General features: G+C 38.6%; 17 protein-coding genes and 2 pseudogenes. 13 read left to right on the top strand and 6 right to left on the bottom strand.

The genetic code is table 11. The features are described 5' to 3' along the window. The first annotated feature begins 52 nt into the window (after positions 1-52). The 3 genes from ACOV1Q_RS07610 (at position 53) to ACOV1Q_RS07600 (ending at position 5,732) form a co-directional block, all read left to right on the top strand. Positions 53-1,900 (top strand): CocE/NonD family hydrolase, encoded by a 1,848-nt coding sequence (locus ACOV1Q_RS07610; RefSeq protein WP_424493796.1) that lies wholly within the window; start codon positions 53-55, stop codon positions 1,898-1,900. A 132-nt stretch (positions 1,901-2,032) separates the two neighbouring features. Further along, a complete protein-coding gene (locus ACOV1Q_RS07605; RefSeq protein ID WP_424493795.1) occupies positions 2,033-3,871 on the top strand; it encodes a DUF885 domain-containing protein in 1,839 nt (612 codons plus the stop codon). A gap of 184 nt (positions 3,872-4,055) precedes the next feature. Then, positions 4,056-5,732: a sodium/sugar symporter gene (locus tag ACOV1Q_RS07600; protein ID WP_424493794.1), complete on the top strand. Its 1,677-nt coding sequence runs from the start codon at positions 4,056-4,058 to the stop codon at positions 5,730-5,732. A gap of 212 nt (positions 5,733-5,944) precedes the next feature. On the opposite strand, the gene ACOV1Q_RS07595 is transcribed toward ACOV1Q_RS07600, so the two are convergent. Together ACOV1Q_RS07595 and galK are read right to left on the bottom strand one after the other, a co-directional pair. After that, the gene (locus tag ACOV1Q_RS07595; RefSeq protein ID WP_424493793.1) at positions 5,945-6,985 is read right to left on the bottom strand and encodes a UDP-glucose--hexose-1-phosphate uridylyltransferase; all 1,041 of its coding nucleotides are present in this window, start codon (positions 6,983-6,985) and stop codon (positions 5,945-5,947) included. 64 nt (positions 6,986-7,049) lie between these two features. Next, positions 7,050-8,207: a galactokinase gene (gene galK / locus ACOV1Q_RS07590; RefSeq protein ID WP_424493792.1), complete on the bottom strand. Its 1,158-nt coding sequence runs from the start codon at positions 8,205-8,207 to the stop codon at positions 7,050-7,052. A gap of 109 nt (positions 8,208-8,316) precedes the next feature. On the opposite strand from galK, the gene ACOV1Q_RS07585 reads away from it, so the two are divergent. The 7 genes and pseudogenes from ACOV1Q_RS07585 to ACOV1Q_RS07555 all read left to right on the top strand — a co-directional run. Further along, on the top strand, positions 8,317-9,021 hold the full coding sequence (locus ACOV1Q_RS07585; protein WP_424493791.1) for an NUDIX hydrolase: 705 nt from the start codon (positions 8,317-8,319) through the stop codon (positions 9,019-9,021). Positions 9,022-9,142: 121 nt separating this feature from the next. Beyond that, positions 9,143-10,036 carry a hydroxypyruvate isomerase family protein gene (locus ACOV1Q_RS07580; RefSeq protein ID WP_424493790.1) on the top strand — a complete coding sequence of 298 codons (894 nt, stop codon included), beginning with the start codon at positions 9,143-9,145 and terminating at the stop codon, positions 10,034-10,036. 100 nt (positions 10,037-10,136) lie between these two features. Next, positions 10,137-12,524 (top strand): glycoside hydrolase family 2 TIM barrel-domain containing protein, encoded by a 2,388-nt coding sequence (locus ACOV1Q_RS07575; protein WP_424493789.1) that lies wholly within the window; start codon positions 10,137-10,139, stop codon positions 12,522-12,524. A gap of 257 nt (positions 12,525-12,781) precedes the next feature. Then, positions 12,782-13,768 carry a 6-phosphofructokinase gene (gene pfkA / locus ACOV1Q_RS07570; protein WP_424493788.1) on the top strand — a complete coding sequence of 329 codons (987 nt, stop codon included), beginning with the start codon at positions 12,782-12,784 and terminating at the stop codon, positions 13,766-13,768. Between the two features lie 19 nt (positions 13,769-13,787). Then, complete coding sequence (gene gap, locus ACOV1Q_RS07565) at positions 13,788-14,789, top strand: type I glyceraldehyde-3-phosphate dehydrogenase (RefSeq protein ID WP_424493787.1); 1,002 nt, start codon at positions 13,788-13,790, stop codon at positions 14,787-14,789. 60 nt (positions 14,790-14,849) lie between these two features. After that, positions 14,850-15,722: an N-acetylglucosamine kinase gene (locus ACOV1Q_RS07560; protein WP_424493786.1), complete on the top strand. Its 873-nt coding sequence runs from the start codon at positions 14,850-14,852 to the stop codon at positions 15,720-15,722. A 120-nt stretch (positions 15,723-15,842) separates the two neighbouring features. Further along, positions 15,843-16,691 (top strand): annotated as a pseudogene (locus ACOV1Q_RS07555) (YifB family Mg chelatase-like AAA ATPase); the annotation flags it as partial. Here the strand turns inward: ACOV1Q_RS07555 and ACOV1Q_RS07550 are convergent. Both ACOV1Q_RS07550 and ACOV1Q_RS07545 read right to left on the bottom strand, forming a co-directional pair. Beyond that, on the bottom strand, positions 16,617-18,275 hold the full coding sequence (locus ACOV1Q_RS07550) for a recombinase family protein (protein WP_424493785.1): 1,659 nt from the start codon (positions 18,273-18,275) through the stop codon (positions 16,617-16,619). The pseudogene ACOV1Q_RS07555 and the gene ACOV1Q_RS07550 sit on opposite strands and share 75 nt — an antisense overlap. A gap of 34 nt (positions 18,276-18,309) precedes the next feature. Further along, complete coding sequence (locus ACOV1Q_RS07545; protein ID WP_424493784.1) at positions 18,310-18,933, bottom strand: recombinase family protein; 624 nt, start codon at positions 18,931-18,933, stop codon at positions 18,310-18,312. A 761-nt stretch (positions 18,934-19,694) separates the two neighbouring features. Between ACOV1Q_RS07545 and ACOV1Q_RS07540 the strand changes: the two genes are divergently transcribed. After that, positions 19,695-20,369: a hypothetical protein gene (locus ACOV1Q_RS07540; protein WP_424493783.1), complete on the top strand. Its 675-nt coding sequence runs from the start codon at positions 19,695-19,697 to the stop codon at positions 20,367-20,369. Positions 20,370-20,497: 128 nt separating this feature from the next. Further along, positions 20,498-21,139, top strand: a complete 642-nt coding sequence (locus ACOV1Q_RS07535; protein ID WP_424493782.1) for a hypothetical protein — start codon at positions 20,498-20,500, stop codon at positions 21,137-21,139. A gap of 408 nt (positions 21,140-21,547) precedes the next feature. Here the strand turns inward: ACOV1Q_RS07535 and ACOV1Q_RS07530 are convergent, their stop codons facing one another. Beyond that, on the bottom strand, positions 21,548-22,597 hold the full coding sequence (locus tag ACOV1Q_RS07530; protein ID WP_424493781.1) for a hypothetical protein: 1,050 nt from the start codon (positions 22,595-22,597) through the stop codon (positions 21,548-21,550). Between the two features lie 174 nt (positions 22,598-22,771). Further along, a complete protein-coding gene (locus ACOV1Q_RS07525; protein WP_424493780.1) occupies positions 22,772-23,044 on the bottom strand; it encodes a hypothetical protein in 273 nt (90 codons plus the stop codon). A 360-nt stretch (positions 23,045-23,404) separates the two neighbouring features. Between ACOV1Q_RS07525 and ACOV1Q_RS07520 the strand changes: the two are divergent. Beyond that, a pseudogene (locus ACOV1Q_RS07520) lies at positions 23,405-24,115 on the top strand (YifB family Mg chelatase-like AAA ATPase); the annotation flags it as partial. Positions 24,116-24,122: the final 7 nt, after the last annotated feature.

Here is a 24,122-nt window from a genome sequence, read left to right as displayed (position 1 = left end):
AGCATTTTGATGGAATTCCTATCTTTAGGAACTTTTACTAAAAATATCAAGAATGAAATTACTCAAGAATGCCTTTTTAATTCTCTGTTTTGTGGCAGGATTTGGCGTATTTGCGCAAGCAGATAGCGTCTACGAAGTTTCTGAACATTACAATAAGATGGAAGTGCAAATTCCTATGCGTGATGGTATTAAACTGCACACAACCATCTATTCTCCAAAAGATATTTCACAGGAATATCCAATCCTAATGTCGAGGACTCCTTACAGTTCAAAACCATACGGGGAAAACCAGTTTCGGTCTAAGATTGGACCAAATGAATTTTTGATGAAACAAGGAAACATCATCGTTTACCAGGATGTTCGCGGAAGATGGATGAGTGAAGGCGCTTATGATAACATGCGACCTTTTGTTCCGCAGAAATCTGGGGAAGAAATTGATGAAGCCAGCGATACTTATGACACGATTGAATGGCTGGTGAACAATGTTGAAAATAATAACGGCAGAGTAGGAGTATGGGGAATATCTTACCCCGGTTTTTACTCTACTTATTCCCTGCTAAGCAATCATCCCGCATTAAAAGCCGTTTCTCCACAAGCACCTATTGGCGATTTTTTCTTTGATGATTTTCACCACAATGGCGCATATCTTCTAAGTTATTGGAGAGCGACCGCACTTTTTGGCTATGAAAAGGAAGGACCAACTTCCGAAGCCTGGTATGCCTTTCCTGAAATTGAAACGAAAGATCAATACCAGTTTTTCCTTGATGCAGGTCCGTTGAGCAACCTGGATAAATATTACAAGGAAGACAACATTTTCTGGCAGCAGCTTAAGGAACATCCAAATTATGATGAATTTTGGCAGAAAAGAGGCATCGTTCAGCATCTTGATGATGTGGAGCCTGCGGTAATGGTTGTTGGAGGTTTATTTGATGCAGAAGACCTTTACGGGCCATTCAATACTTACGGCGCCATCGAGAAAACCGGTGACAATTTTAGCATGCTTGTGATGGGGCCGTGGAGCCACGGTGATTGGGCTCGTAACACAAAAAGACAGGCGATTGGAAATGTGTATTTTGGAGATAATATTTCTGAACACTTTCAGCAGGACGTAGAAACGCTTTTCTTTAATCATTTTCTGAAAGGAAGCGGCGACAAATCTGTAGGCTTGCCTGAAGCTTACATGTACGACACCGGGCTAAGATCCTGGAAATCTTACGAAGCATGGCCTCCAAAAGAAGCCTCAAAAATGTCATTTTTCCTGGGTGATGATCAGCAATTAACCCCGTCAGCAGGAGAGGGAGCGGAAGAATTTATCAGTGATCCTGAAAAACCCGTTCCATATTCCGAAGATATTAAGATGGTTTTCACTCCAAGAAAATATATGACCGATGATCAAAGGTTTGCGGCACGCCGCCCTGATGTTTTAATCTATGAAACCGAAGTACTGGAAGAAGATCTTACCCTTGCAGGTGAATTTTTGGCAAAGTTACAGGTGGCCACTACGGGAACAGCCGCCGACTGGGTGGTGAAAGTAGTAGATGTCTTTCCTCCAGATGCCGAAGATTATGAGGAAACGCAAGATTATATTAAAATGAGCAATTACCACATGATGGTGCGTAGTGAAGTCATTAGAGGGAGGTTTAGAAACAGCTTTTCGCAACCCGAGCCTTTTGAACCAAACGAAAAAACAGCGGTAGATTTGAATCTTCAGGGAGTTCATCACACATTTAAAAAAGGACATAAACTTCAAATACAAGTGCAGAGTACATGGTTTCCGCTCATTGATTTGAATCCGCAGACGTATGTAGATAACATTTTTGAAGCTGAAGAGAAAGATTTTCAGAAGCAGACACACAGTGTTTTTCATGATTCTGAAATTATTTTCACGGTGTTGAAGTAGATCGCAAAAGAACACTTTTTGAAAACACGCAGGCCTTAATTTTTCTGACAGAAGAAGAAGGGTTTGCGTGTTTTTTTCTTATTTTCCCTTCCTGAAAACACCAGGTTTTTCTTGTTTTAATTATTTCAGTTTATGAAAAAACTCCTCTCTGCCAATATTCTTTTATGTATTCTCATTCTTAGCTTCACCAGTTGCAAAAATTCCGAAGAAAACGTTGCTTCTGCTGAAGAAAATTTAGCTGAATCTGTTAAGCTGAACAACTTTTTTGAGCGTGAATTTGATAAAGACCTTGAAGATTCACCCATGCTCCAAACCAGGCTGGGAATCAAAGATGATTATGCCAGTTGGGATAGTTTCTCCCATTTGCGCCATGCAGAAGACCTGGAAAAAGCTAAAAGAAGATTAGCTTTTTTAAATGATTCTATAGACATGGATGCGCTCGAAGAGCAGGATTTATTAAGTTACCGGCTTTATAAACAGCAATTGCAAAATGAAATTGCAGATTATGATTACCGGTTTTACAATTATCCGGTAAATCAAATGTTCGGGATTCATGCAGAAGTGCCTGCTTTTCTCATTAACATGCATCAAATAGATTCGGTAGCCGATGCCGAAGCGTATATTGCCCGAATGAGCAAAATTCCGCAGGTGTTCACAGATGTGCAGGACGCTTTACAGCTTAGAGAATTCAACGGAATCATGCCGCCAAAATTTGTGTACGAGCATACCATAGAAGCCTCCAAAAATGTCATTTCTGGCAAACCTTTTGAAAAATCGGCAGAATCCAGTGCATTATTAGCCGATTTTAAAGAAAAGGTAAATGCGCTTGAAATTCCTGCAGAGAAAAGAGACTCTTTGATAAGCCGGGCGCAGGAAGTCATGATAAAATCTGTACAACCGGCCTATGAAGGACTAATAGCTGCGCTTGAAAATCAACGCCAAAGGGCTACAAATGAGAATGGAGCTTGGAAATTTCCGAAAGGGGAGCAGTTTTACAACAATGCGCTTAAAAGAATTACCACTACAGATCTTACTGCAGCCGAAATCCACGAAATAGGATTAAATGAAGTGGCTCGCATCCATGGAGAAATGAAAAATATCATGGCGCAAGTCGGTTTTGAAGGAAGCCTGCAGGATTTCTTTGAATTTATGCGAACAGATGAACAATTCTATTACGAGAACACTGCTGAAGGAAAACAAAAGTACCTTACCGAAGCCAGGCAACATATCAACAACATGAAAGAGCGGTTAGACGATCTTTTTCTAACCCTGCCTGAAGCAGATATACAGGTAAAGGCTGTGGAGCCTTTTAGGGAAAAAAGTGCCGGTAAAGCCTTTTACTCTTCCCCTGCCATTGATGGTTCACGACCTGGAATTTATTATGCCAATCTGTATGATATGGAAGCCATGCCTATCTACCAGATGGAAGCTTTAGCATATCACGAAGGAATCCCGGGACATCACATGCAGCTTGCCATTGCGCAGGAACTGGATGAAGTGCCCATGTTCCGGAAAATGAGTTTTTATACAGCATATGTAGAGGGCTGGGGATTGTACAGTGAATTTCTGCCAAAAGAAATAGGCTTTTATAAAGATCCTTATTCAGACTTTGGACGCCTGGCTATGGAGCTTTGGAGATCTATAAGACTGGTGGTAGATACGGGAATTCATGCAAAGAAATGGACGCGTGAAGAAGGCATAGAATATTACACTCAAAATTCACCAAATGCACAGAGCGACGCTGTAAAAATGGTTGAGCGGCATATTGTGATGCCGGGACAGGCCACGGCTTATAAAATAGGAATGAACAAGATCCTCGAACTAAGAGCAAAGGCGAAAAAAGCACTTGGAAAGGATTTCGATATCCGGGAATTTCATGATGTGGTGCTGCTGGACGGTGCCCTGCCTTTGAATGTATTGGAGCAAAAGGTAGAGGAATGGATTGCTCTTAAGAGGAAAAATAATGCTTAAAAACCGTATTACATAATACCTGCACAACTCAATTTCTTCGGAATTTAATTTTATATTTAGGAAATTTTTAAGAAATGGTAGCTCACGCTGAAGAAAAAGAATGCAGGTAATGAAAAAGAAATCACTGCTGCATTAAATAAAGCAGCAAACTTTTATTTGAATACTTAATAAACTAGATCACAACATGGAATTCGGATTACTGGATCAAATCGTTTTTATAATTTATGCCCTCACAATCCTGGGGATTGGGCTGTACGTTTCCAAAGGAAAAGGAGATACATCAGAAAGTTATTTCCTGGCAGATAAAAGTCTTCCATGGTGGGCTATTGGTGCTTCACTAATAGCAGCTAATATTTCGGCCGAACAATTCATCGGGATGTCCGGTTCCGGTTTTGCAATAGGACTTGCCATAGCTTCATATGAGTGGATGGCGGCTATTACACTTCTCATTGTCGGAAAGTTCTTCCTCCCAATTTTTATAGAAAAGAAATTATATACGATTCCTGAGTTTGTGGAAGTAAGATACGGTACCAACTTAAAAACCATTTTAGCCGTTTTTTGGGTGTGTCTTTTCATCTTTGTGAATCTTACCTCGGTGCTTTATTTGGGAGCAACGGCTTTAGATACCATTTTAGGAACTGGAGATGGGTCTATCTTTATGTATTCCATTCTTGGACTGGCACTTTTTGCTGCGGCGTATTCGTTGTATGGCGGACTTTCGGCAGTAGCCTGGACAGATGTTGTACAGGTCGTGCTGTTGATCATTGGTGGTTTTGTGACGACTTATATGGCGCTTTCAGAACTTTCCGGAGGGGAGGGCGCAATTGCAGGTATGGTGAAGGTTTATGAAGAAGTACCAGAGAAATTCTCAATGATCCTGGATAAAGGAGAAATTTTCACCCCTAACGGCAGAGATGCCTGGTGGGATTTACCCGGCCTGGCCGTTCTTATAGGGGGAATGTGGGTTGCTAACCTTTATTATTGGGGTTTCAACCAGTACATCATTCAGCGTACGCTTGCTGCTAAAAGTCTGCGGGAGTCCCAAAAAGGGATCATTTTAGCCGGATTTTTAAAGTTACTTATTCCGTTAATCGTAGTAATTCCCGGAATTGTGGCATTTTTAATGAACATGGATCCAAGTGGTGAAATCACCCGTGCTTCTGCCGATGGTTCTTTCTTTTCCGCAGCCGGGACCGTGATAAACGATAACGCGGCGCCGTGGCTCATCAAGGAATTCGTTCCTGCCGGACTTAAAGGACTTGTAGTAGCTGCTTTGGCTGCTGCGATTGTTTCTTCTGTGGCTTCCATGCTAAACTCCACAGCAACCATCTTTACGATGGATATCTACAAACCTTACTTCCAGAAGAAAGAATCTGAAAAAGGTCTGGTAATGGTAGGAAGGATCACTGCGACAGTTGCATTGGTCATTGCAATTATCATTGCGCCACAGCTTGCTAATCTAGGACAGGTTTTCCAGTACATTCAGGAGTATACGGGAGTTGTGAGTCCGGGAATTCTGGCGGTATTCATGCTGGGGCTTTTCTGGCGAAAAACGACCAATAACGCTGCTATTTGGGGAGTGTTGGCGTCTATTCCCATTGCGCTTTACTTCAAAGTTGCACCAAACGGCTGGTCTAATAGTGCGTTTTTTGTGGAATGGCCATTTATGCACCAAATGTTTGCAACCTGGATATTGACCATGCTTGTAATGGTAGTGATAAGTCTACTTGAGGCGAAAGGAAAGAATCAGGAGAAATCGATCATTATTACCAAAGACCTTTTCAAAACCGGTCCTGCTTTCAATATTGGAGCCTTTGTAATTCTATTGATCGTAACCCTGCTGTACGCTTTGTTCTGGTAGAAATTTCTTCGGAAGAAGGTGTGAATTGGATACCGAAAAAGGTTGTTTGAGAGTGACATTTATAACTCGTCATTCTGAATTTATTTCAGAATCTTATCACTGGAAAATTTTTTCCTGATGAAGAACCTGAAACAAGTTCAGGTTGACGTAGAAAATACATTTTTTCAAACAACCTTTTTAAGTCTCTGAAACCATACTTTTAAGAGTTCAGATCAGGTTTTAGAATAATGAATTTCCGGAAGTTCACGCAAGGTGGCAGCCGCCTGTTCTGCAGTAATATCCCGCTGCGGGCCTGCAAACATTTCATAACCTACCATAAACTTCTTGACGGTGGCCGAGCGTAGCAGCGGCGGATAAAAGGACATGTGAAAATGCCATTCCGGGTAATCTTTTCCATCAGTTGGGGCCTGGTGAATTCCCGAAGAATAAGGAAAGGAAGTGCCAAAAAGGTTGTCATACATGATCGTTTGTCTCTTAATAATTTCCGCAAAAGCTTTTTCCTCTTCAGCATTGAGCTGCCCAATGTGCTGGTAATGTTTTTTGGGAACGATCATCACTTCATAAGGCCAAACGGCCCAGTAAGGAATGAGCGCCACAAATTGCTCATTTTCAAGCAGAACTCTTTCTTTTGCTTCGAGCTCCTGTTGGAGGTAGTCTTCCAAAAGGCTTTTTTGGTTTTGTTCCCAGTATTCTGAAAAATGCTTTGTTTTCTTCTGAATTTCTGTAGGAATGGAAAGCTGAGACCAAATCTGCCCATGCGGGTGCGGATTGCTGCACCCCATGATTTCCCCTTTATTTTCAAATATCTGAACGTAATTAATATCTTCTGTACTTCCCAGTTCTCTATATTCCTTTTTCCACATTTGTACCACCTTCGTGATCTCTTCCACTTCCATAAGTGGCAGCGTAAGGGAATGATCTGGTGAGAAACAGACGACTTTGCAGATTCCTTTTTCGGTTTCGGCTCTCAAAAGGCCATTTTTCACTTCCTTTTTTGGAGTATCTGGCAGTAAAGCCGCAAAGTCATTGATAAACGTATAAGGTTCTTTATAATCGGGATTTTTTTCTCCGCTGGAACGCGTATTTCCGGGGCAGAGATAACAGGAAGGATCGTAAGATTCTCTTTCGGTACCCATGCTTTTCTCGGTTTTCCCCTGCCACGGACGCTTTGTGCGATGGGGAGAAACGAGAATCCATTCTCCTGTAAGAATATTATATCTTCGATGGGGCATGTTGTTAATTTCCTGATTCATTTTGTGTGGTGTTTGCAGAAATGTGCTTCAAAAATGACATTTTTGAAACACATTTCTTTAACTGTTATTTTGTAATGGTAGTGCCTTCGCTGGGAGAAACCGTGATGGCATCAAGATCAATGTTGAACTTCCTCTTATATGCTTCGGAAACTTCTTTTGTATATTCAGAAATCGCATCTGCCTCAATGAGGTTGATCGTGCACCCGCCAAATCCGCCACCCATCATTCGGGCGCCGAAAATGAAAGGTTTATTTCTTGTGTGCTCCACCAGGAAATCTAGTTCAGGGCAGCTCACTTCGTAATTATGCTGCAATCCTTCATGAGACTGGTACATCAGCTTTCCAAATTCTTTCAAATTACCAGATTTGATGGCTTCCGTAGCTTTAAGCACTCGTTCATTCTCTTTGAGAACATACAGGCTGCGCATGTAATGGCTTTCAGATAATTCATTTTCAGATGCTTTCAGAATTTCATAATTCACGTCTCTCAAAGAAGTTACTTCAGGATGCCCTTTTTGGATGATCTTTACGGCTTCTTCACATTCGCGGCGGCGGGTGTTATATTCGCCTTCAGCCAGGTTATGGTTTACATTCGTATTCAGAAGAAGGATTTTGCAGTTCTTAAAGTCTGCCGGAATAAATTCAGCTTCAAGAGAGCGACAATCCAGGAGGATCAAATGATCTTTTTTGCTCATAACAGAAGCGTATTGATCCATGATTCCGCAGTTGGAGCCTACAAAATTATTTTCGGCAGCCTGTGATAGCTGCACCAGTTCTAATTGAGATAGACCAAGATCAAAAAGCTCATTCAATCCTGTGGCCAGTCCGCATTCCAGTGCGGCAGAAGAACTAATTCCCGCCCCAACCGGGAGTTCGCTGTTGATGATACAGTCAAAAGCTTCTATTTTGTTGCCTTTCTTCTGAATTTCATGAATGACTCCGGAAATATAATTCTTCCACGAATCTTCACTTTTGGAAAGATTTTGTGGGTCAAACTCAGCATAGGTCTTATATGTTTTGCTGTAAATACGGCATTTTTCAGAATTTGAATTCTTCCGGAATTGAAAATGTATCTTTTTATCTATTGCTGTGGGCAGTACAAATCCCTCATTATAATCTGTATGCTCGCCAATGAGATTGATCCTCCCTGGAGACGAGACAGACAGCTCCTGGTTAAAGTTCTTCAATAATTGATTTTTATCCTGTGATGATTCTTTTTTCAAAATCCTTTGCTTTTAGGAGGTAAAGATAATAAATGTAAAATATACGTATATTTTTATTTCCCCATATATTAAGGTTTCTATATATTTATGCAATTAACAAAAGGATGCAATGACAGAATTCAGACAGGATTTTTATGTACAGAAGGACAAAATGTATGTGGCGACAGATTGTATCATCTTTGGTTTTGATTCTGGGACGCTTAAGCTTCTTGTATTTAAGAGAAGGGTAGAACCACTTGCAGGAGAATGGTCATTGATAGGGAGTTTCGTAAAGCTCAACGAAGATGTTAAAGAAGCTGCACAACGCGTTTTAAGAGAGATTACAGGTCTGGAAAATGTTTATATGGAGGAGTTGAGAGCCTACGGAAGCGCAGATAGGGACCCCGGATTCAGATGTATCTCTATTGGGCAATATGCTTTAATAAGAATTAATGAATATGACAGGGAGCAGGTAGAAAAACATGGTGCACACTGGTATGATATTAATGAATTGCCAAAGCTGGTGCTTGATCACAACCAAATGGTGCAGGATGCACTGGACAGGCTAAAACGGAAAGCGCGTTACAAACCTATTGGTTTTGAACTTTTACCCGAGAAATTTACCATCCCTCAGTTGCAGCGACTGTATGAGGCAATTTACCAGAAGGAACTGGATTCAAGAAATTTCAGGAAAAAAGTATTGTCACTAAATGTACTTGTGAAGCTGAATGAAAAAGATAAATCTGGTTCGCGTCGTGGTGCGTATTTGTACAAATTTGACAACGAAAATTATCAAAAGCTTCAGGAATCTGGTTATAATTTTGAGATTTCATGAAGAGGAATATGAATATCATTTAAAATAGGAAATCTATCTGGAGGTTTGCAGCATGCAATTTTAATTTTGCATATTCAGTAGGCCGAGATAATAGTATACAATAGTTCTAAAACGGGAAAAAATGAAAAATAAATTCAGCAGGCGGGAAGCTTTAAAAAATATAGCTCTTGGTACCGGCGCGATTGGTTTGGGAAGCCTTTTAAGTTCGTTTTCAACTTCGGAAGAAATTGTGCGAAAATCAGTTTCAACCTCAAAAAGCAGGATAAATCATTCGGTTTGTCGCTGGACCTTTCAGGACATGCCACTGGAGAAACTCGCTGCTGAATGTTCAAAAATGGGTATTTCAGCCATCGATCTTTTAAGACCTTCAGAATGGGAAATCGTTGAAAAATACGGGCTCAAATGTTCCATGGCGACAGATTCTTTTGCCAGTATCGAACATGGATTTAATGATCCTGAAAATCATGCTGAACTTCAAAAGAATTACAAGGAACTCATCGAACAGGCTTCAAAACAGGGCATTAAAAATGTGATCTGTTTCTCCGGAAATCGAAATGGTATGGATGAGCAAACCGGGATAAAAAACTGCGCTAAAGGCTTGTTGCCGCTGTTGGAATATGCAGAAGCACGAGATGTAACTCTTGTTATGGAGCTTTTGAATAGTAAAGTTAATCACCCAGATTATTTGTGCGACCACACCGAATGGGGTGTTGCGCTCGCAAAGGAGATGGGAAAAGATAATTTCAAACTGCTTTATGACATTTATCACATGCAAATTATGGAGGGTGATGTTATAGCGACCATTCGTAAATATCACCCCTATATCAATCATTATCATACGGCAGGAGTGCCCGGCAGGAATGAAATAGATGAAACGCAGGAGTTGTTTTATCCAGCCATTATTCGAGCAATTGCCGAAACCGGATTTGAGGGGTATGTGGCGCAGGAGTTTATGCCTACTTATCCAGACAAGCTTGGAGCTCTAAAAGCTGCCATTGAAATTTGTGATGTATAGATCTATCCCCAATTTTCCGAAGACTTTTTAGTTATAAATAAAAAAAACAATGCAGGAATGCCCTTTTTGCATTACTGTAATATAATGGCGTCAAAAAATAATGAGAAAGAAGATACAGGTCAAAATATTATTTTTAGTGCTTTGCGGCAGTATGTTTTTCGCTGGTTGCCAAACAATCAATCGATTAAGAGGACAGGAGGAAAATGAAAGTCCGCGGATAGAAGAAAATTTCGGAAAGGAGTGGCAGTTTCAGCGGCTAGATGATTCTTCGATGGAGTCCAGTAGCTGGGAAATCGTGAATATTCCGCATTCTGCCCGCATTGAACCGCTTGTGGTAAACGACCAGTGGCAGGGAACGGCGGTATACAGAAAGAATTTCCCTGTAGAGGCTCTCAGAAATGAAAAGTGGTTTTTCCACTTTGAAGGTGTAATGCAGGAAGCGCGAATTTCTATCAACGACAGTCTCATCACTACTCATAAAGGAGGTTATTTACCTTTTACCGTTGATGCTACTCCCTACCTGCTCGAAGGGCAGGAGAATAGTATTGAAGTAGAGGTAATAAATGTCGACAACCCTGTAATTCCACCTGGAAAACCGTTGAACATGCTTGATTTCAATTTATTTGGAGGAATTTATCGTGATGTCTACTTAGTAAAAACCAGCCCTGTTCATATTACAGATCCTGTTCATGCCAACGTCGTGAATGGCGGTGGAGTCCTGGTTCATTTTGATAAGGCAACAGAGGAGTTCGCTACGGGGATAGTAAAGGCTCATATTAAGAACGATTCTCAACTTCGGCAACAGGTAAGCTTACGTGTTACCTTTGAAGACAGGATTGGGCAGGTTCATAATTTCACTTCACGGGATGCTTTTGTGGAAGCCGGGGAAGCTGTTTCTATATCCGAAGAAATAGCCATTGACAAGCCTTTTTTATGGTCTCCATACAATCCATATCTCTATAAGGTGAAAGTAGAAGTAATATCAGATGGAGAAGTAGTGGATTTGAAACGCCTTAAAACGGGCATCAGGGATATTGAGCTTACAGAAGAGGCATTTTTTATAAACGGGAACCGGATGTTTATAAATGGTACTAACCGCCACCAGGAATATCCTTATGTTGGTTATGCACTTTCTGACCAGGCGCATTATCGTGATGCTTTTAAGATAAAGCAGGCAGGTTTTGATTTTGTTAGGCTCTCGCATTACCCACAGGATCCGGCGTTCTTAGAAGCTTGTGATGAGTTGGGTCTAATGGTAATGAATGCCATTCCGGGGTGGCAGTATTACGAGGAGGGTGAATTTGTGGAAAATTCACTCCAGGATATTAAAGATATGGCCAGGCGTGACAGAAACCATCCAAGTGTCATTTTCTGGGAAAATTCTTTGAATGAATCGGGCATGACAGAGGAGTTTATGCTGCGAGCCAACGAAGTTTTGCGAGCCGAACTTCCATACGAAGGCACTTACACTGCTGGTTGGAAAGACCACCCTTCCTATGATTTATTTATTCCTGCAAGGCAGCATGCACAACCACCGTATTACTATAATTATTATGATGAAGGAGCAGGGCCGCTTTTTATTGCTGAATATGGCGACTGGGAATATTATGCGCAGAATGCAGGATTTAGTCAGGATAATTTTAGTGATTTGGAAGAAGAGGAAAGAACGAGCAGACAGTTGAGGAAAACAGGAGAGAGAGGGATGCTGCAACAGGCACTGAATTTTCAGGAGGCTTTTAATTCGAACCTGGAAGGAATCAAAACTGTGGGGCAGGCGAACTGGCTAATGTTTGATTATAATCGAGGTTATGCTAATAACCTGGAAGCATCGGGTATTGCAGATATTTTCAGAATTCCGAAGTTTGCTTATTATTTTTATAAGAGTCAGAAGGCGCCCTTTACAGATGAATTTGCAAAACCGATGGTTTTTATTGCCAATTACTGGACTCCAGAATCCACGAAGAAAATAAAGGTGTTCAGTAATACCCAAGAAGTGGCACTTTACCTGAACGATGAATTAATTGATCGAAAAGAGCCAGAGCTGAATGCCATTTCTGATGAGTTACCGTACCCTCCTTTTGAATTTGAAGTAGATAGTTTTGAGGCCGGAAGTCTTAGGGCTGTAGGATTTATTAATGATAAGGAAGTCGCCAGCCACAGGGTACGGACTCCGGGCAAGGCTGCAAAGATTGATCTTGCTGTAGATCATTCCGGAAGATATATTGCCACCAACACGCCTGATGTGGTTTTCGTGTACGCCATTATTCGTGATGCGAAGGGAACTGTTGTTCCTTCTGCTAAGAATCTCATTCGCTTTTCTATTGAAGAAGGAGGGGAATATGCACGGCTTATTGGCGGTGAAGCCGTTACCGCAGAAGCCGGCATAGCAACCGTTCTCCTAAGGACCGAATCATTCACCGAACCTATTGTGTTAAAAGCATTTTCTGAGGGACTGGGAGAAACAGAGATAATTATTGAAAACGATTAATTCCGGGGGGGAGGTAGTGTTTAAATAGATTTATGATTTTTAGATTCTAAGGAAGGAGGGAGGGTCAATTTTCGGGAGAGGTTGAATAAGCTTTTTACACCCTGGATGGAAAGAATATTTATCAAATAACTGATGAATATCATAATTTTTTTAAAAAAGCTCTTTTTTTAAGGCTTTTTTTATTATTTATTAACCGCAAACGTTTTAGTCTTTGGGGAAATTAGGTTATATTATTTAATTGAAATAGCTTTGAGTCAATGACAAAAGAGATTAAAAGAATAGGAGTGATGACCTCGGGAGGGGATTCTCCAGGAATGAATGCCGCAATAAGAGCTGTGGTGCGCGGCTGCGCTTATTACGAAATAGACTGTATAGGGATCTATAGAGGTTACCAGGGATTAATTGAAAATGATCTGGAACAACTCACTGCAAGATCGGTAAAGAATATAATAAACAGAGGCGGAACATTTCTAAAATCTGCCAGGTCTAAAGAATTTATTACCAAAGAAGGCCGACAAAAAGCGTATGATAATTTAAAGAATGCGGGTATTGATTCTTTAATTGTAATTGGTGGAGACGGTACTTTTACGGGTGCCATCTTGTTCAATGAAGAACATAATTTTCCGGTAGTGGGGATTCCCGGTACCATTGATAATGACATCAATGGAACAGATTATACCATAGGTTATGATACTGCACTTAATACGGTGGTGGATGCCATTGATAAAATTCGGGATACGGCAAGTTCACATGACAGGCTTTTTCTTGTAGAGGTCATGGGCCGTGATGCTGGTGATATTGCGATGAATAGCGGAGTGGGAGCTGGTGCCGAGGAAATTCTTATTCCCGAAGAAGATGAGGGTGTGGAGCGCATGATGAGGTCACTGGAAAATAGCCAAAAGTCTGGTAAAACCTCCAGTATTATTGTCGTTGCTGAAGGAGAGAAAAGTGGTAAAAACATTTTTGAACTTGCAGAGTTCATAGGAGAAAAAATGCCTGGTTATGATATTCGGGTTTCTGTATTGGGGCACATTCAACGAGGAGGAAAACCTTCCTGTTTTGACAGGGTTTTGGCCAGCCGACTGGGAGTTGGCGCTGTGGAAGCTTTAATGCGAGGTGAAAGCAATGTAATGATTGGAATAACCGACAAAAAAGTAACTTCAGTAGATTTTGAAGTTGCCATAAAAGGTCAAAGACCAATAGATAATGAATTAAGAAGGGTGCTTAACATCACCACAGTATAACAATTAAAAAAAAGTAGAAATGAGTACTAAAATAGGAATAAACGGATTTGGAAGAATAGGAAGAATCGCCTTTAGAATAGCTTCTGAAAAACAAGATGTTGAAGTAGTAGCTATTAACGATTTACTTGATGTAGATCACCTGGCGTACATGTTGAAATATGATTCTGTTCACGGAAAATTTAAAGGTTCTGTTGAAGTAGAAAATGGAAATCTTGTGGTGAATGGAAAAACTATAAGAGTTACTGCAGAAAAAAATCCGGAAGAATTAAAATGGGATGATGCCGGTGTTGATGTGGTAATGGAATGTACAGGTATCTTCACTACGAAGGAAACTGCAGGAAAACATCTTACCGCTGGTGCCAAAAAAGTGGTTATTTCTGCCCCTTCTAAAGATGTCCCTATGTTTGTTCTTGGTGTGAATCATAAGGATATCACGGCAGATGATAATATAATCTCCAATGCTTCCTGTACTACAAACTGTCTTGCACCGCTAGCAAAAGTGATCAATGATAAATTTGGCCTTGTCGAAGGTTTGATGACTACAGTTCACGCTGCTACAGCTACGCAGTTCACGGTAGATTCACCTTCAGGAAAGAATTATAGATTAGGTAGAAGTTCTTTAAATAATATCATTCCAAGTACTACAGGAGCTGCTGTCGCGGTAACTAAAGTAATTCCTGAACTAAAAGGAAAACTTACGGGGATGGCTTTTAGAATTCCAACCGCAGATGTATCTGTAGTAGACCTTACTGTTCGTACTGAAAAGAACACTACTTACGAAGAGATCAAAAAAGCTTTTAAAGAAGCTGCCGAAGGAGATTTTAAAGGAGTAATCTCTTACACGGAAGAAGCAGTAGTTTCACAGGACTATGTTTCCGATGCTCATACCTGTAACTTTGATGCCGAAGCAGGAATTGCGCTCAATGATAATTTCTTCAAGTTGATCGCATGGTATGACAACGAATATGGTTATTCAAGTAAAATGGTTGAGATGGCTGCTCATGTAGCTTCAGTTAAATAATTTCTTTATCTTAAGACCCTGGATTTTTATCTGGGGTTCTTTTTCTATAAAACAGCTACAATGATAATAATAGCAGACGGTGGTTCTACGAAGTGTGATTGGATTTTACTTGATTCTAATGGAGATCAGGTATTGAAAACCAGGTCTAAAGGGTTGAATCCGGCCGTATTTAAATCTGAAGTGCTCCAGGCAAGACTTTTGGAGAATCAGGAACTTCTAGACGTTAAAGATAAAGTCGAAAAAGTTCATTTTTATGGAGCCGGTTGTGGTACTCCAAAACCAACAGCAGAGCTAAAGCGTATCCTTTCAGAATTTTACGGCAATGCTTCAGAAGTTATAGTTAAAGAAGATATGGTGGCAGCGGCCTATGCGGCGACTACAGAGCCGGGTATCGTTTGCATCCTGGGAACGGGTTCTAATAGTTGTTTCTTTGATGGAAAGGATGTAAGAACAGCTGTAGATTCTTTGGGATACATTCTTATGGATGAAGCCAGTGGAAATTACTTCGGAAAAAGACTGATTCGTGATTATTATTACAAGAAAATGCCTCAGGATCTCGCAGTAGTATTTGAAAAGCAGTACGACCTTTCGTCAGATGTGATTAAGGAGAATCTTTATAAAAGAGACAATCCAAACACTTATTTAGCTTCATTTGCTGAATTTATTTTTACAAATGAGCGGAACGGTTATTTTTATAAGTTGATCATGGAAGGGATGAAGAACTTTATTGAACATCGCGTTTTATGCTTTAAAGAAGCACAAAATGTACCTGTTCATTTTATTGGTTCCATTGCCTATTTCTCTCAGGATATTATAAAAGATGTAGCGAAACCATACCATCTTGATATTGGAAACTTTGTACGACGACCAATCGATGGACTATTAAATTTCTACAAAGAAAAAATCATTCAGGAAAAACAAGAAAATATGTAAATAATTACTTTTTTGCATTATTTAATCCCGCTTTTTGGCGGGATTTTTTTTGCTTTTCATTTTCTAACTGCTGCTGTGGAATAATTTTTATTTTACTACATTTAAAAAAATTATGACTTAATGCTGGTAAAAGTTTACGGAAGTGCCGTTTTTGGAGTAGAGGCTACCACTATTATCGTGGAGGTAAATGTTGATACCGGCATTGGCTACCATTTAGTTGGACTGCCAGATATTGCCGTAAAAGAAAGCAGTTTTAGAATTGCCGCAGCCTTAAAGAATGTAGGCTACAACTTCCCTGGAAAAAAAATTACTGTAAACATGGCACCTGCTGATCTTCGAAAAGAGGGTTCTGCATACGATCTTACTTTTGCTATGGGTATTCTTATTGCTTCAGGACAAATCAAAGCTGAAGATATTTCAGAATATATTGTCATGGGAGAGCTTTCTCTAGACGGCAGCCTGCAACCCATAAAAGGTGCGTTGCCTATTGCTATAAAAGCTAAACAGGAAGGTTTTAAAGGTTTTATTCTTCCACAGCAAAATGTAAAGGAAGCGGCGATTGTTAGTGGACTCGATGTCTACGGAATTGAAAATATTAGAGAATTAACGGCATTTTTCGATGAGGGGAAAGAACTGGAGAAAACAGTAATTGACACCCGAAAGGAATTTTTTAATCAGCTGGAGAACCCCGAGCATGACTTTGCAGATGTAAAAGGACAGGAAAGCATCAAGCGTTGCATGGAGATCGCTGCTGCGGGAGGCCATAATATTATTCTAATTGGTCCTCCTGGGGCAGGAAAAACAATGCTGGCTAAGCGGTTACCAAGTATTTTGCCACCTATGACACTGCATGAAGCACTTGAAACTACCAAAATTCATAGTGTAGTTGGCAGGTTAAAGGAAAATGTGGGATTGATGGCGCAGCGACCTTTTAGGAGTCCGCATCACACTATTTCCGATGTTGTTGTGGGAGTTAATAACATCTAATTTTTCCGTGTAATCTTCTGTATATCCGTTAACTGGGGTTATATCATTTCCCATTTCAGGAATGATTAAACCACCTATGGTAGGTATATCAATATTGAATTCTATTCCAATATTCACCCAATTATTCTCATCACTAGTAATAGTGATTTCCCTAATGTACTTATTAACTATTTCCTTTTTTTCTGGGAAGGTGGTTAATTTGGTAAGCTTCGAAAACTCGCTTTCGTAATCCTTAATTATCTGTTTTGAATTTTTCACCTTTTCGATATTTCCCTTAACCACACCAATTTCCTGATCTATTGTTTTAATCGAGTTTTCATAACTCTTTATTTTTTGTTGGAGTAATTTTTTTGTGGTTGTTCCTTCAATGATGAGTTCAAGAGCTTTATCTATTTTATTTTCATAGCTCTTTATTTGTCTGTTGAGGAGGGATAATTCATTTTCATAGATATTCAGTCTATCCACATTTTTATCCTGTTGGTAAGCTTGGGTTATTTGGTTTTCAATTTCACCGTTAAGGAATAAAGTAACCCATACATAAGCCTCTATTTTATCGATATTAATTGATCTATTACCACAACTTTGTGTACGCTTGCTGCTGCATTGATAGTAGTGATCTTTTTTGTTTACTCTGCTGCGCCCATAATAATTACGACCACAACGACCACAACGCATTATTCCTTTCAGTAGGTACTTGTGATTAACCTTTTTACCTGAATTATTCCTGTTGTTCGTTAGGTTATCATTAACTTGGTTCCAGTATTCAGGGGTAAGGATTGCGGGGGCTTTATAACTTTCACCCTTCCAAATTCGCTCACCTTTATAAATGGGATTTTTAATAATTGCACTTACCGACTTACCAGACCATACACTATTAGCTTTTTTGTAGACAGTTTTTTCTCCTGTATATTTATCCTTATGTCTGTATTCACCATTACCCAGCTGGGCATATCTTGTCTTTATTCCTTTACTGTTGAGGTGTTTAGCGATAGAATCATAACCTTGCCCCTTCAGGGATAGTGAGTATATTAATTTAACGGTTTCGGCTTCATCATTATCAATCATTAAAAAGCCGTCCGCATCTTTTCCATAACCATACGCCAACATACCGTGTGCCAGGCCTTGTTCTATTCTACTTTTCAGTACTTTCTTGGTCTGTACGCTCTGTAATTGTGCGCTATATGCGTTGAGGTTGGATAATATGCTACTGGTTAATAGTTGGTTAGGGTCATTATAGTTAAATTCCTGATCTGCATGGAATATTTTAGTATTCGATTTTTTACAGGCATCTAAGAATATATGGAAGGTAAGGGAATTACGTTCTAATCGGTTTTGGTTTCTGAACCATACAGCCTTGAAATCTCCTTGAAGTATATCATTAACCAATTCACTAAATACGGGGCGTTGGGAAATATCTACAGTTCCAGAAACGCCTTCGCCCTCATTATATATTTTATAATCTTTATAGTTCTGTTGATGGGCAAATTCCTTACCTTCTCTTAACTGATTATCAATACTTGTACTTTCCTCATCTTCTTTACTTAATCGGGTGTAGATCGCTAACATTGGATTGGAATTTAGATAGTGAATATAATATGTTTTAAGAGGTTTTCAGAAGTTTTTTAACCCTTTGTACCGTTCCCGTGGATTTCTCTGTTAACTTCATTGTTTCCCTAATACTCTTTCCTGCTTTAAGCTTTCTAACCACATCCTTATGTTTCTTTAAATATTCATCAGGAGTTTCCTTTGTTCCCGACTTACGCCCCAATTTGCCACCTTCCCTGATATATTTCTTTCGCCCACTATTCATGCGCTGCATTGTCTGTTGTAACTCCATTTCTGCGAAGCTCGACCCAATAGTTAACATGGTTTTCGTCATTAGGTTGACGGAATTATCACTATTGAGGGTGTTCAGGCCGTGGTTATCAATTACTATATTTACTTTTAAATCATTGGTGACCTCAACGAATTCTAAGAAATGTATTACCCTACGGGATAATCTGGAAATTTCAGAAACTATAATGTTCTGTATTTTCTTGGTCTTGACTAAATTAAGAATCTCTTTATTATCGATTTGGTTTTTTGTGCCTGATCGGTAGTAGGCTTTCACCTCAACAATATCATATAGTTTACTGTACTTTTCCTGAAGTTCCTGCACTTGCCGTTGTACATCTTGTTTTTTTTCGTTGGTGGAACATCGGGCAACTATTATAGCACTTTCCATTATTGAGGAGTTTAAATTAACAATGATGCTAAGGTAAAATAAAATATTGGTGTATTCGAATAATTCTTTGATAAATATAAATACGTTTTTCATGTGTTATTATAATGACTTACAGATTTAATTTGATACACCTGTAATTTTGATACAGTTTTTGATGGCTGGGTGGAGTATGTGAATTAACTGAAACTTTAGTCATCTTAAAATTGTCCTGATTTTTTATCTGAAATTTTTTTTACATAGTCAGTTAGTAAATATCCAGTTTTCTTTTTTACCTCTTCAAAAGAGCGGATACGCTATGTTAATTCTAAAAAAATCATATAATTATAATAATTTGAATGGAAGGAAGGGGGGACGGGGGGAGGGATAGATCAGGGAGGGGGACACTAGGGAGGGGGGAATAGTATAAACCCTGAATAGTGAGATATGATGATAAGCAACCTTTTTAAGAATGCACTTTGAACGTGAACCACCCTTTTTCCTCTATAACTTGGTTAAAATCATCAATATTAGGAATTATCACCCCTCCTTTTACTTGTCACACCTACAGGGAAAAGGTACGAATAAGTAGTTCTATTGAGGCCGTAGCTTCGTTTTAGTTTTGATGCCTTTTTAACATGTAGATGTTTACTGTTCTTCTTATTTGATTTTGTAAATTGCTCAAAAAATTTCGTAATGCCTAAGAAAAAGCTTTTAGATACAGACCATCAATATATCATAAAAAACGGAGAGTCTAGTAATATTAGGTGTTGAACCCTAGGAGAATGGTTGACAGAAAATCCCGTATTAGGAGTATTATTTATGATCAAGGGTTGTACCAAGATTATTTAATAGCCGAAAGGTCATTTAAGTTATATCGTGAAATTACCACATCTTATAAAGATTTGGATAAGAGTAAAATTGGAATGGCTAAGATTTTAATTAATCTCACTTATAATGATACGGTATTAGCTCTAAATAGAATTTATCAGGTTAAAGGAAAAGACAAGACTAGATGTATTGATTGGTTATATGAAGAAATTAAAAAGTCGGATTTTAATATTGAGCTAGGTGACCTAAAGAAGGAAAGCTTATTTCACTTCCCAACATTTGGTTTTTATCCTGAAGAAATAGCATTATATGAAAATGTAAGTGATTATACCTTTAATAAACGCACGTATTGGCATTTCCTTTCTTTAGAAAGTAGCCCACCCATTGATGAATACAAGCTGAAACTGAAGAAAATAAGAGATAAATTCTTAGCTCATAATGAGGCAATAGAATTAGATTTGAGCATACCTCACGAAATGGTAGAAGATTTGTTGATGCATGCCAGACAAGTAATTGGTTTCTATTCTCTAACTTACGGAGGTATCCATGCACTGAAAAATGGGGGTAATATCAGTATAAGTACAGATAAGTGGGTGTCGGTCTATAGAAAATTTGTTTCTACTAAATAAAATTATGTTAACTAACTTCTATGTTAAAGACAAATACCATAAACAATAAATTTAATCTTTGGGCTACCATAATTTTATTAGTAACCACCATAGCCTCAATTATTTTTTGCTTTTACATCTATTCCAGATTGGATAATTTAGAATCACGGTTGAGTACTACAAACCAATATTTATATAAAGATTTAAGAATTTCCGAATTAAGTTCTGAAAAGACTTTCAAAGAGGATTATTATATCCAACAACTAAACAGGGATACCACATTGATACTGTTCGTAATTGGATTTGTATTTGTGATTTTCGGTCTATTATCTTTTAAAACTTTTGAAGATAGATTTAGTAGTTATATAGCGGAATCGGAATCTAAGAATATTGAAAGACTAAATGAATATAAATCTCTTGAAGTTGCTCTGGAATCATTAAACTCTAAAGTCAGTTTTGATAATTCCAAACTACTGCGGTCGAAATCTAAAGAACATTTATCAAATGGTGAATATGCACTATATCTTGAAGAGGCGTTATCTTCTATTAGATATTTTTCTGATTATTATTTTTGGCTTTTAAGAAGAAATGATGATTTAGTTGAAATGGTAAAGAAAGACCTGTTTAAACAAATTGAAGAGGTTCACGATAATATTAAAAACCGAGCACCTATAAAATTGACTACAGATTTAGTTATAAATTCTTACATAAGTCATATTAGAAAAACGAATGATATTGAAATTGACCGCTTATTATCAAAAATTCATTCCCTTACTATAAGCCAATATTAGCAACCATGCTTATTAGTATTTACTTGAGAGATTATAATGAGTGAAATCCCCCTTCACGTGAAGTACATCTGTGAGGGGTTTAGCAAATTTCTTTATTACTATTTAAACTCTAAAGGTATACTATTTTAATAGCTAATACTGCTGTATATATTGTTATTACTGGGGTTGAGGTGTTTTACTATACCTTATCACCACAATCACTCAACAAGTGTTAAATATTTTTTGGGATTGAATGGGTTTAAGGTTAAATGATATCTTTAATCCTGTATTTAATCTTTACTAGTGATCATTGTTGATATTACGTTTACTGTTCTAAACTTGAATAATTGTATTTACATGGGTGGTTATTATGGGGGTATGGAGTGGGGACAAATTTGTCCGAATTGCCCCTATACCAATGTGCAACGTTTAAGCACTTTTACCGAGGTTTAACAACTCCTTTAATTCCTTAGATGGTATTGTTGACAGATACTTTTTTTCCCCTTCATATTTATACTTGAAGTGGTCATAAAGCTTCAACCATTTATCAATAAACCTTTTCCTGGTCTTATCTTCTAAACCATTGGAAGCTACATCTACTATTTGAGGGTAGGTAAGTTCTTTTTTATCATCAATAAGAGTAAGGATATAGTTTTTAATTACAATGTCATTACCCTTTATTTCACCCCCTGCGGGTTTACTTGTTGAGGGAATGTTCTTTAAGTCCAGAACTTGGTTAAGTATTTTCCGTTCAATCATATTTTTCTGTTGGTTAGTAAGGCTTAATATGTGCTTTAGACTAGTATGGGTTGCTGGTAATCCCAACCGCTCTAGGTGCTTACGATCTTTTATATTATATTCCAGCCGTTTTATGTTGGTTAGGTCTTGCCCCACTAAATGCTTATCCTGAAATTCCTTACATTCCTTATCGAGGTGTTTGGACTTATCGTAAATCTTCACGTTGGGATTTGTACTATTCGCCCCCCTGCGGGTGTTCCACACAACGCCATTACCGTAATTTTGATACCCTTTGTTATTCTTGGTGGGCATGGTCATTGTGCGTAATTGCTTCTTTATTTGTGTAAATTCCACATCGGTTATTATTCTATCCCGCTTTAAGTCAATGTCTGTACAGTAACTTCTATTTAGGAAAGTATCATAACTGCATCGGAATATATTTAGCTGCATTATGTCGCTATAAATAAAGGGTGCATTGTCTAAGGTCACGCCCTCCATGTACTTTTCTTTTAATTGATGGGAGTTAATGTGGCAGTAGAGATAATTATTAGTTACCCCGTTTATGTGCCTTAGTTGGGTGTAGATCACATACTTTACTCCATCTACTATTATGGGGGCTTTTTTCTGTTTGGGTGAATAGGGTTTTTCTTCGCCCGTGTTTTCGTTAATTATACGGTATTTATCATTTAGCCCCGCTTTTTCATTAAGTTGTACGAGATCAGGATTTAGGGGTAGCCGCAATAGTAGGCTATCCACATTTATTTCATTTATCACTTGACTATTAGTGATTAATGGACTATTTATACCTATATGTTAAGATGTTAATCTATAGTGCTATAGGTACTTTAAAAGACCGTCCAGTGTCCTCATTATTGTGCACTTTAGTAAGATGTTGAGGGGTTTCTAGCCCCTTTTTTAGTTAAGAGTAAAGTAATTGTTTAACAGGTGGTTGAGGTGTTCCCGACGTTTGCAGCGGTGGCTGGTAATGGTGCTGTATCTGGGTTCTTTTGACTTAACAGTTATTGGTATAATTGCATTTAAATAGCTATCAATCAATTTTTTACCTGTATCTCCCGACAATTTATGAAGAGTGAACAACAATAGTACCTGTTCTCTGTGGTTAGCTTTTAGGGTCTGGTAATCATTCTTTAATTGGTACTCTTTTTTAATTTTAATCGGATTTTCCATTATATATATTTTTAGTGGAAACTATTATAGCTTTCGCTTCATATAATATATACCGTCTGAGATAGTAAAAGTAAATGACACAGTTAACTCTTAACAATTTCTTAACATTGAAATATAGTTAACCTATTGGTGGTAAGGTGAATAAACATTTATAGTTAAACTGGAATTATTTTAGCTTATATTTGAAATGGTCTTAATTAAATAAAGAACCCTTCGTAAAGCGTATTTTAAGACGTTATAAGAGGGTTTAAGGAATTATGGTAAATTGGCGTTATTTTAATTACACTATCTCTCTACTGTCGTTATTTGATCGTATTGGTGGGTTAAAACAGCATTTATAATTAAATGGTTACAACTACTACTTTTACAGATGTAGCCCTAGTGGGCGGCGGCGCATATCCGCAGCCCGGAGAAATTTCTTTATCTCATAATGGGGTACTTTTTCTGGATGAGTTGCCAGAATTTAAAAGAAGCGTTCTGGAGGTAATGCGACAGCCCCTGGAAGACAGAGAAGTGACTATTTCAAGAGCAAAGTTTACCGTGACTTACCCATCAAGTTTCATGTTGGTGGCAAGTATGAACCCCAGTCCCAGTGGATTTTTTAATGATCCCGGTAGCCCTTCTACTTCCTCTCCTGCAGAAATGCAGCGTTACTTGAGCAAAATTAGTGGGCCTCTTCTGGATAGGATAGATATACATATTGAAGTCACGCCGGTACCATTCGAAAAGTTAAGTGAAGAACGCCGCGGGGAAAGCAGTGTAGATATTAGAAGAAGAGTGACTGCCGCGAGAGAGCGTCAAACAAAAAGGTTTCAGGAGTACGAAAACGTGCATTACAATGCGCAAATGACAGTACGACAAATTAGAAAATATTGTGCTCTGGATGAAGCTTCCAAGCAATTACTTAAAACAGCCATGGAAAAGTTAAATCTTTCTGCACGTGCTTACGACAGGATCTTAAAAGTTTCCCGCACCATTGCAGATCTTGAAAATTCTGAGAATATTAAAGGAGCTCACCTAAGTGAAGCCATTCAGTACAGAAGTCTCGACAGAGATGGCTGGCTGGGATAACCATAAA

It is taken from the genome of Salinimicrobium maris (genome assembly GCF_049680855.1).
Classification (GTDB): domain Bacteria; phylum Bacteroidota; class Bacteroidia; order Flavobacteriales; family Flavobacteriaceae; genus Salinimicrobium.
Note: the sequence above shows the minus strand (reverse complement) of the source record. Positions and strands in the feature narration are given on the sequence as shown.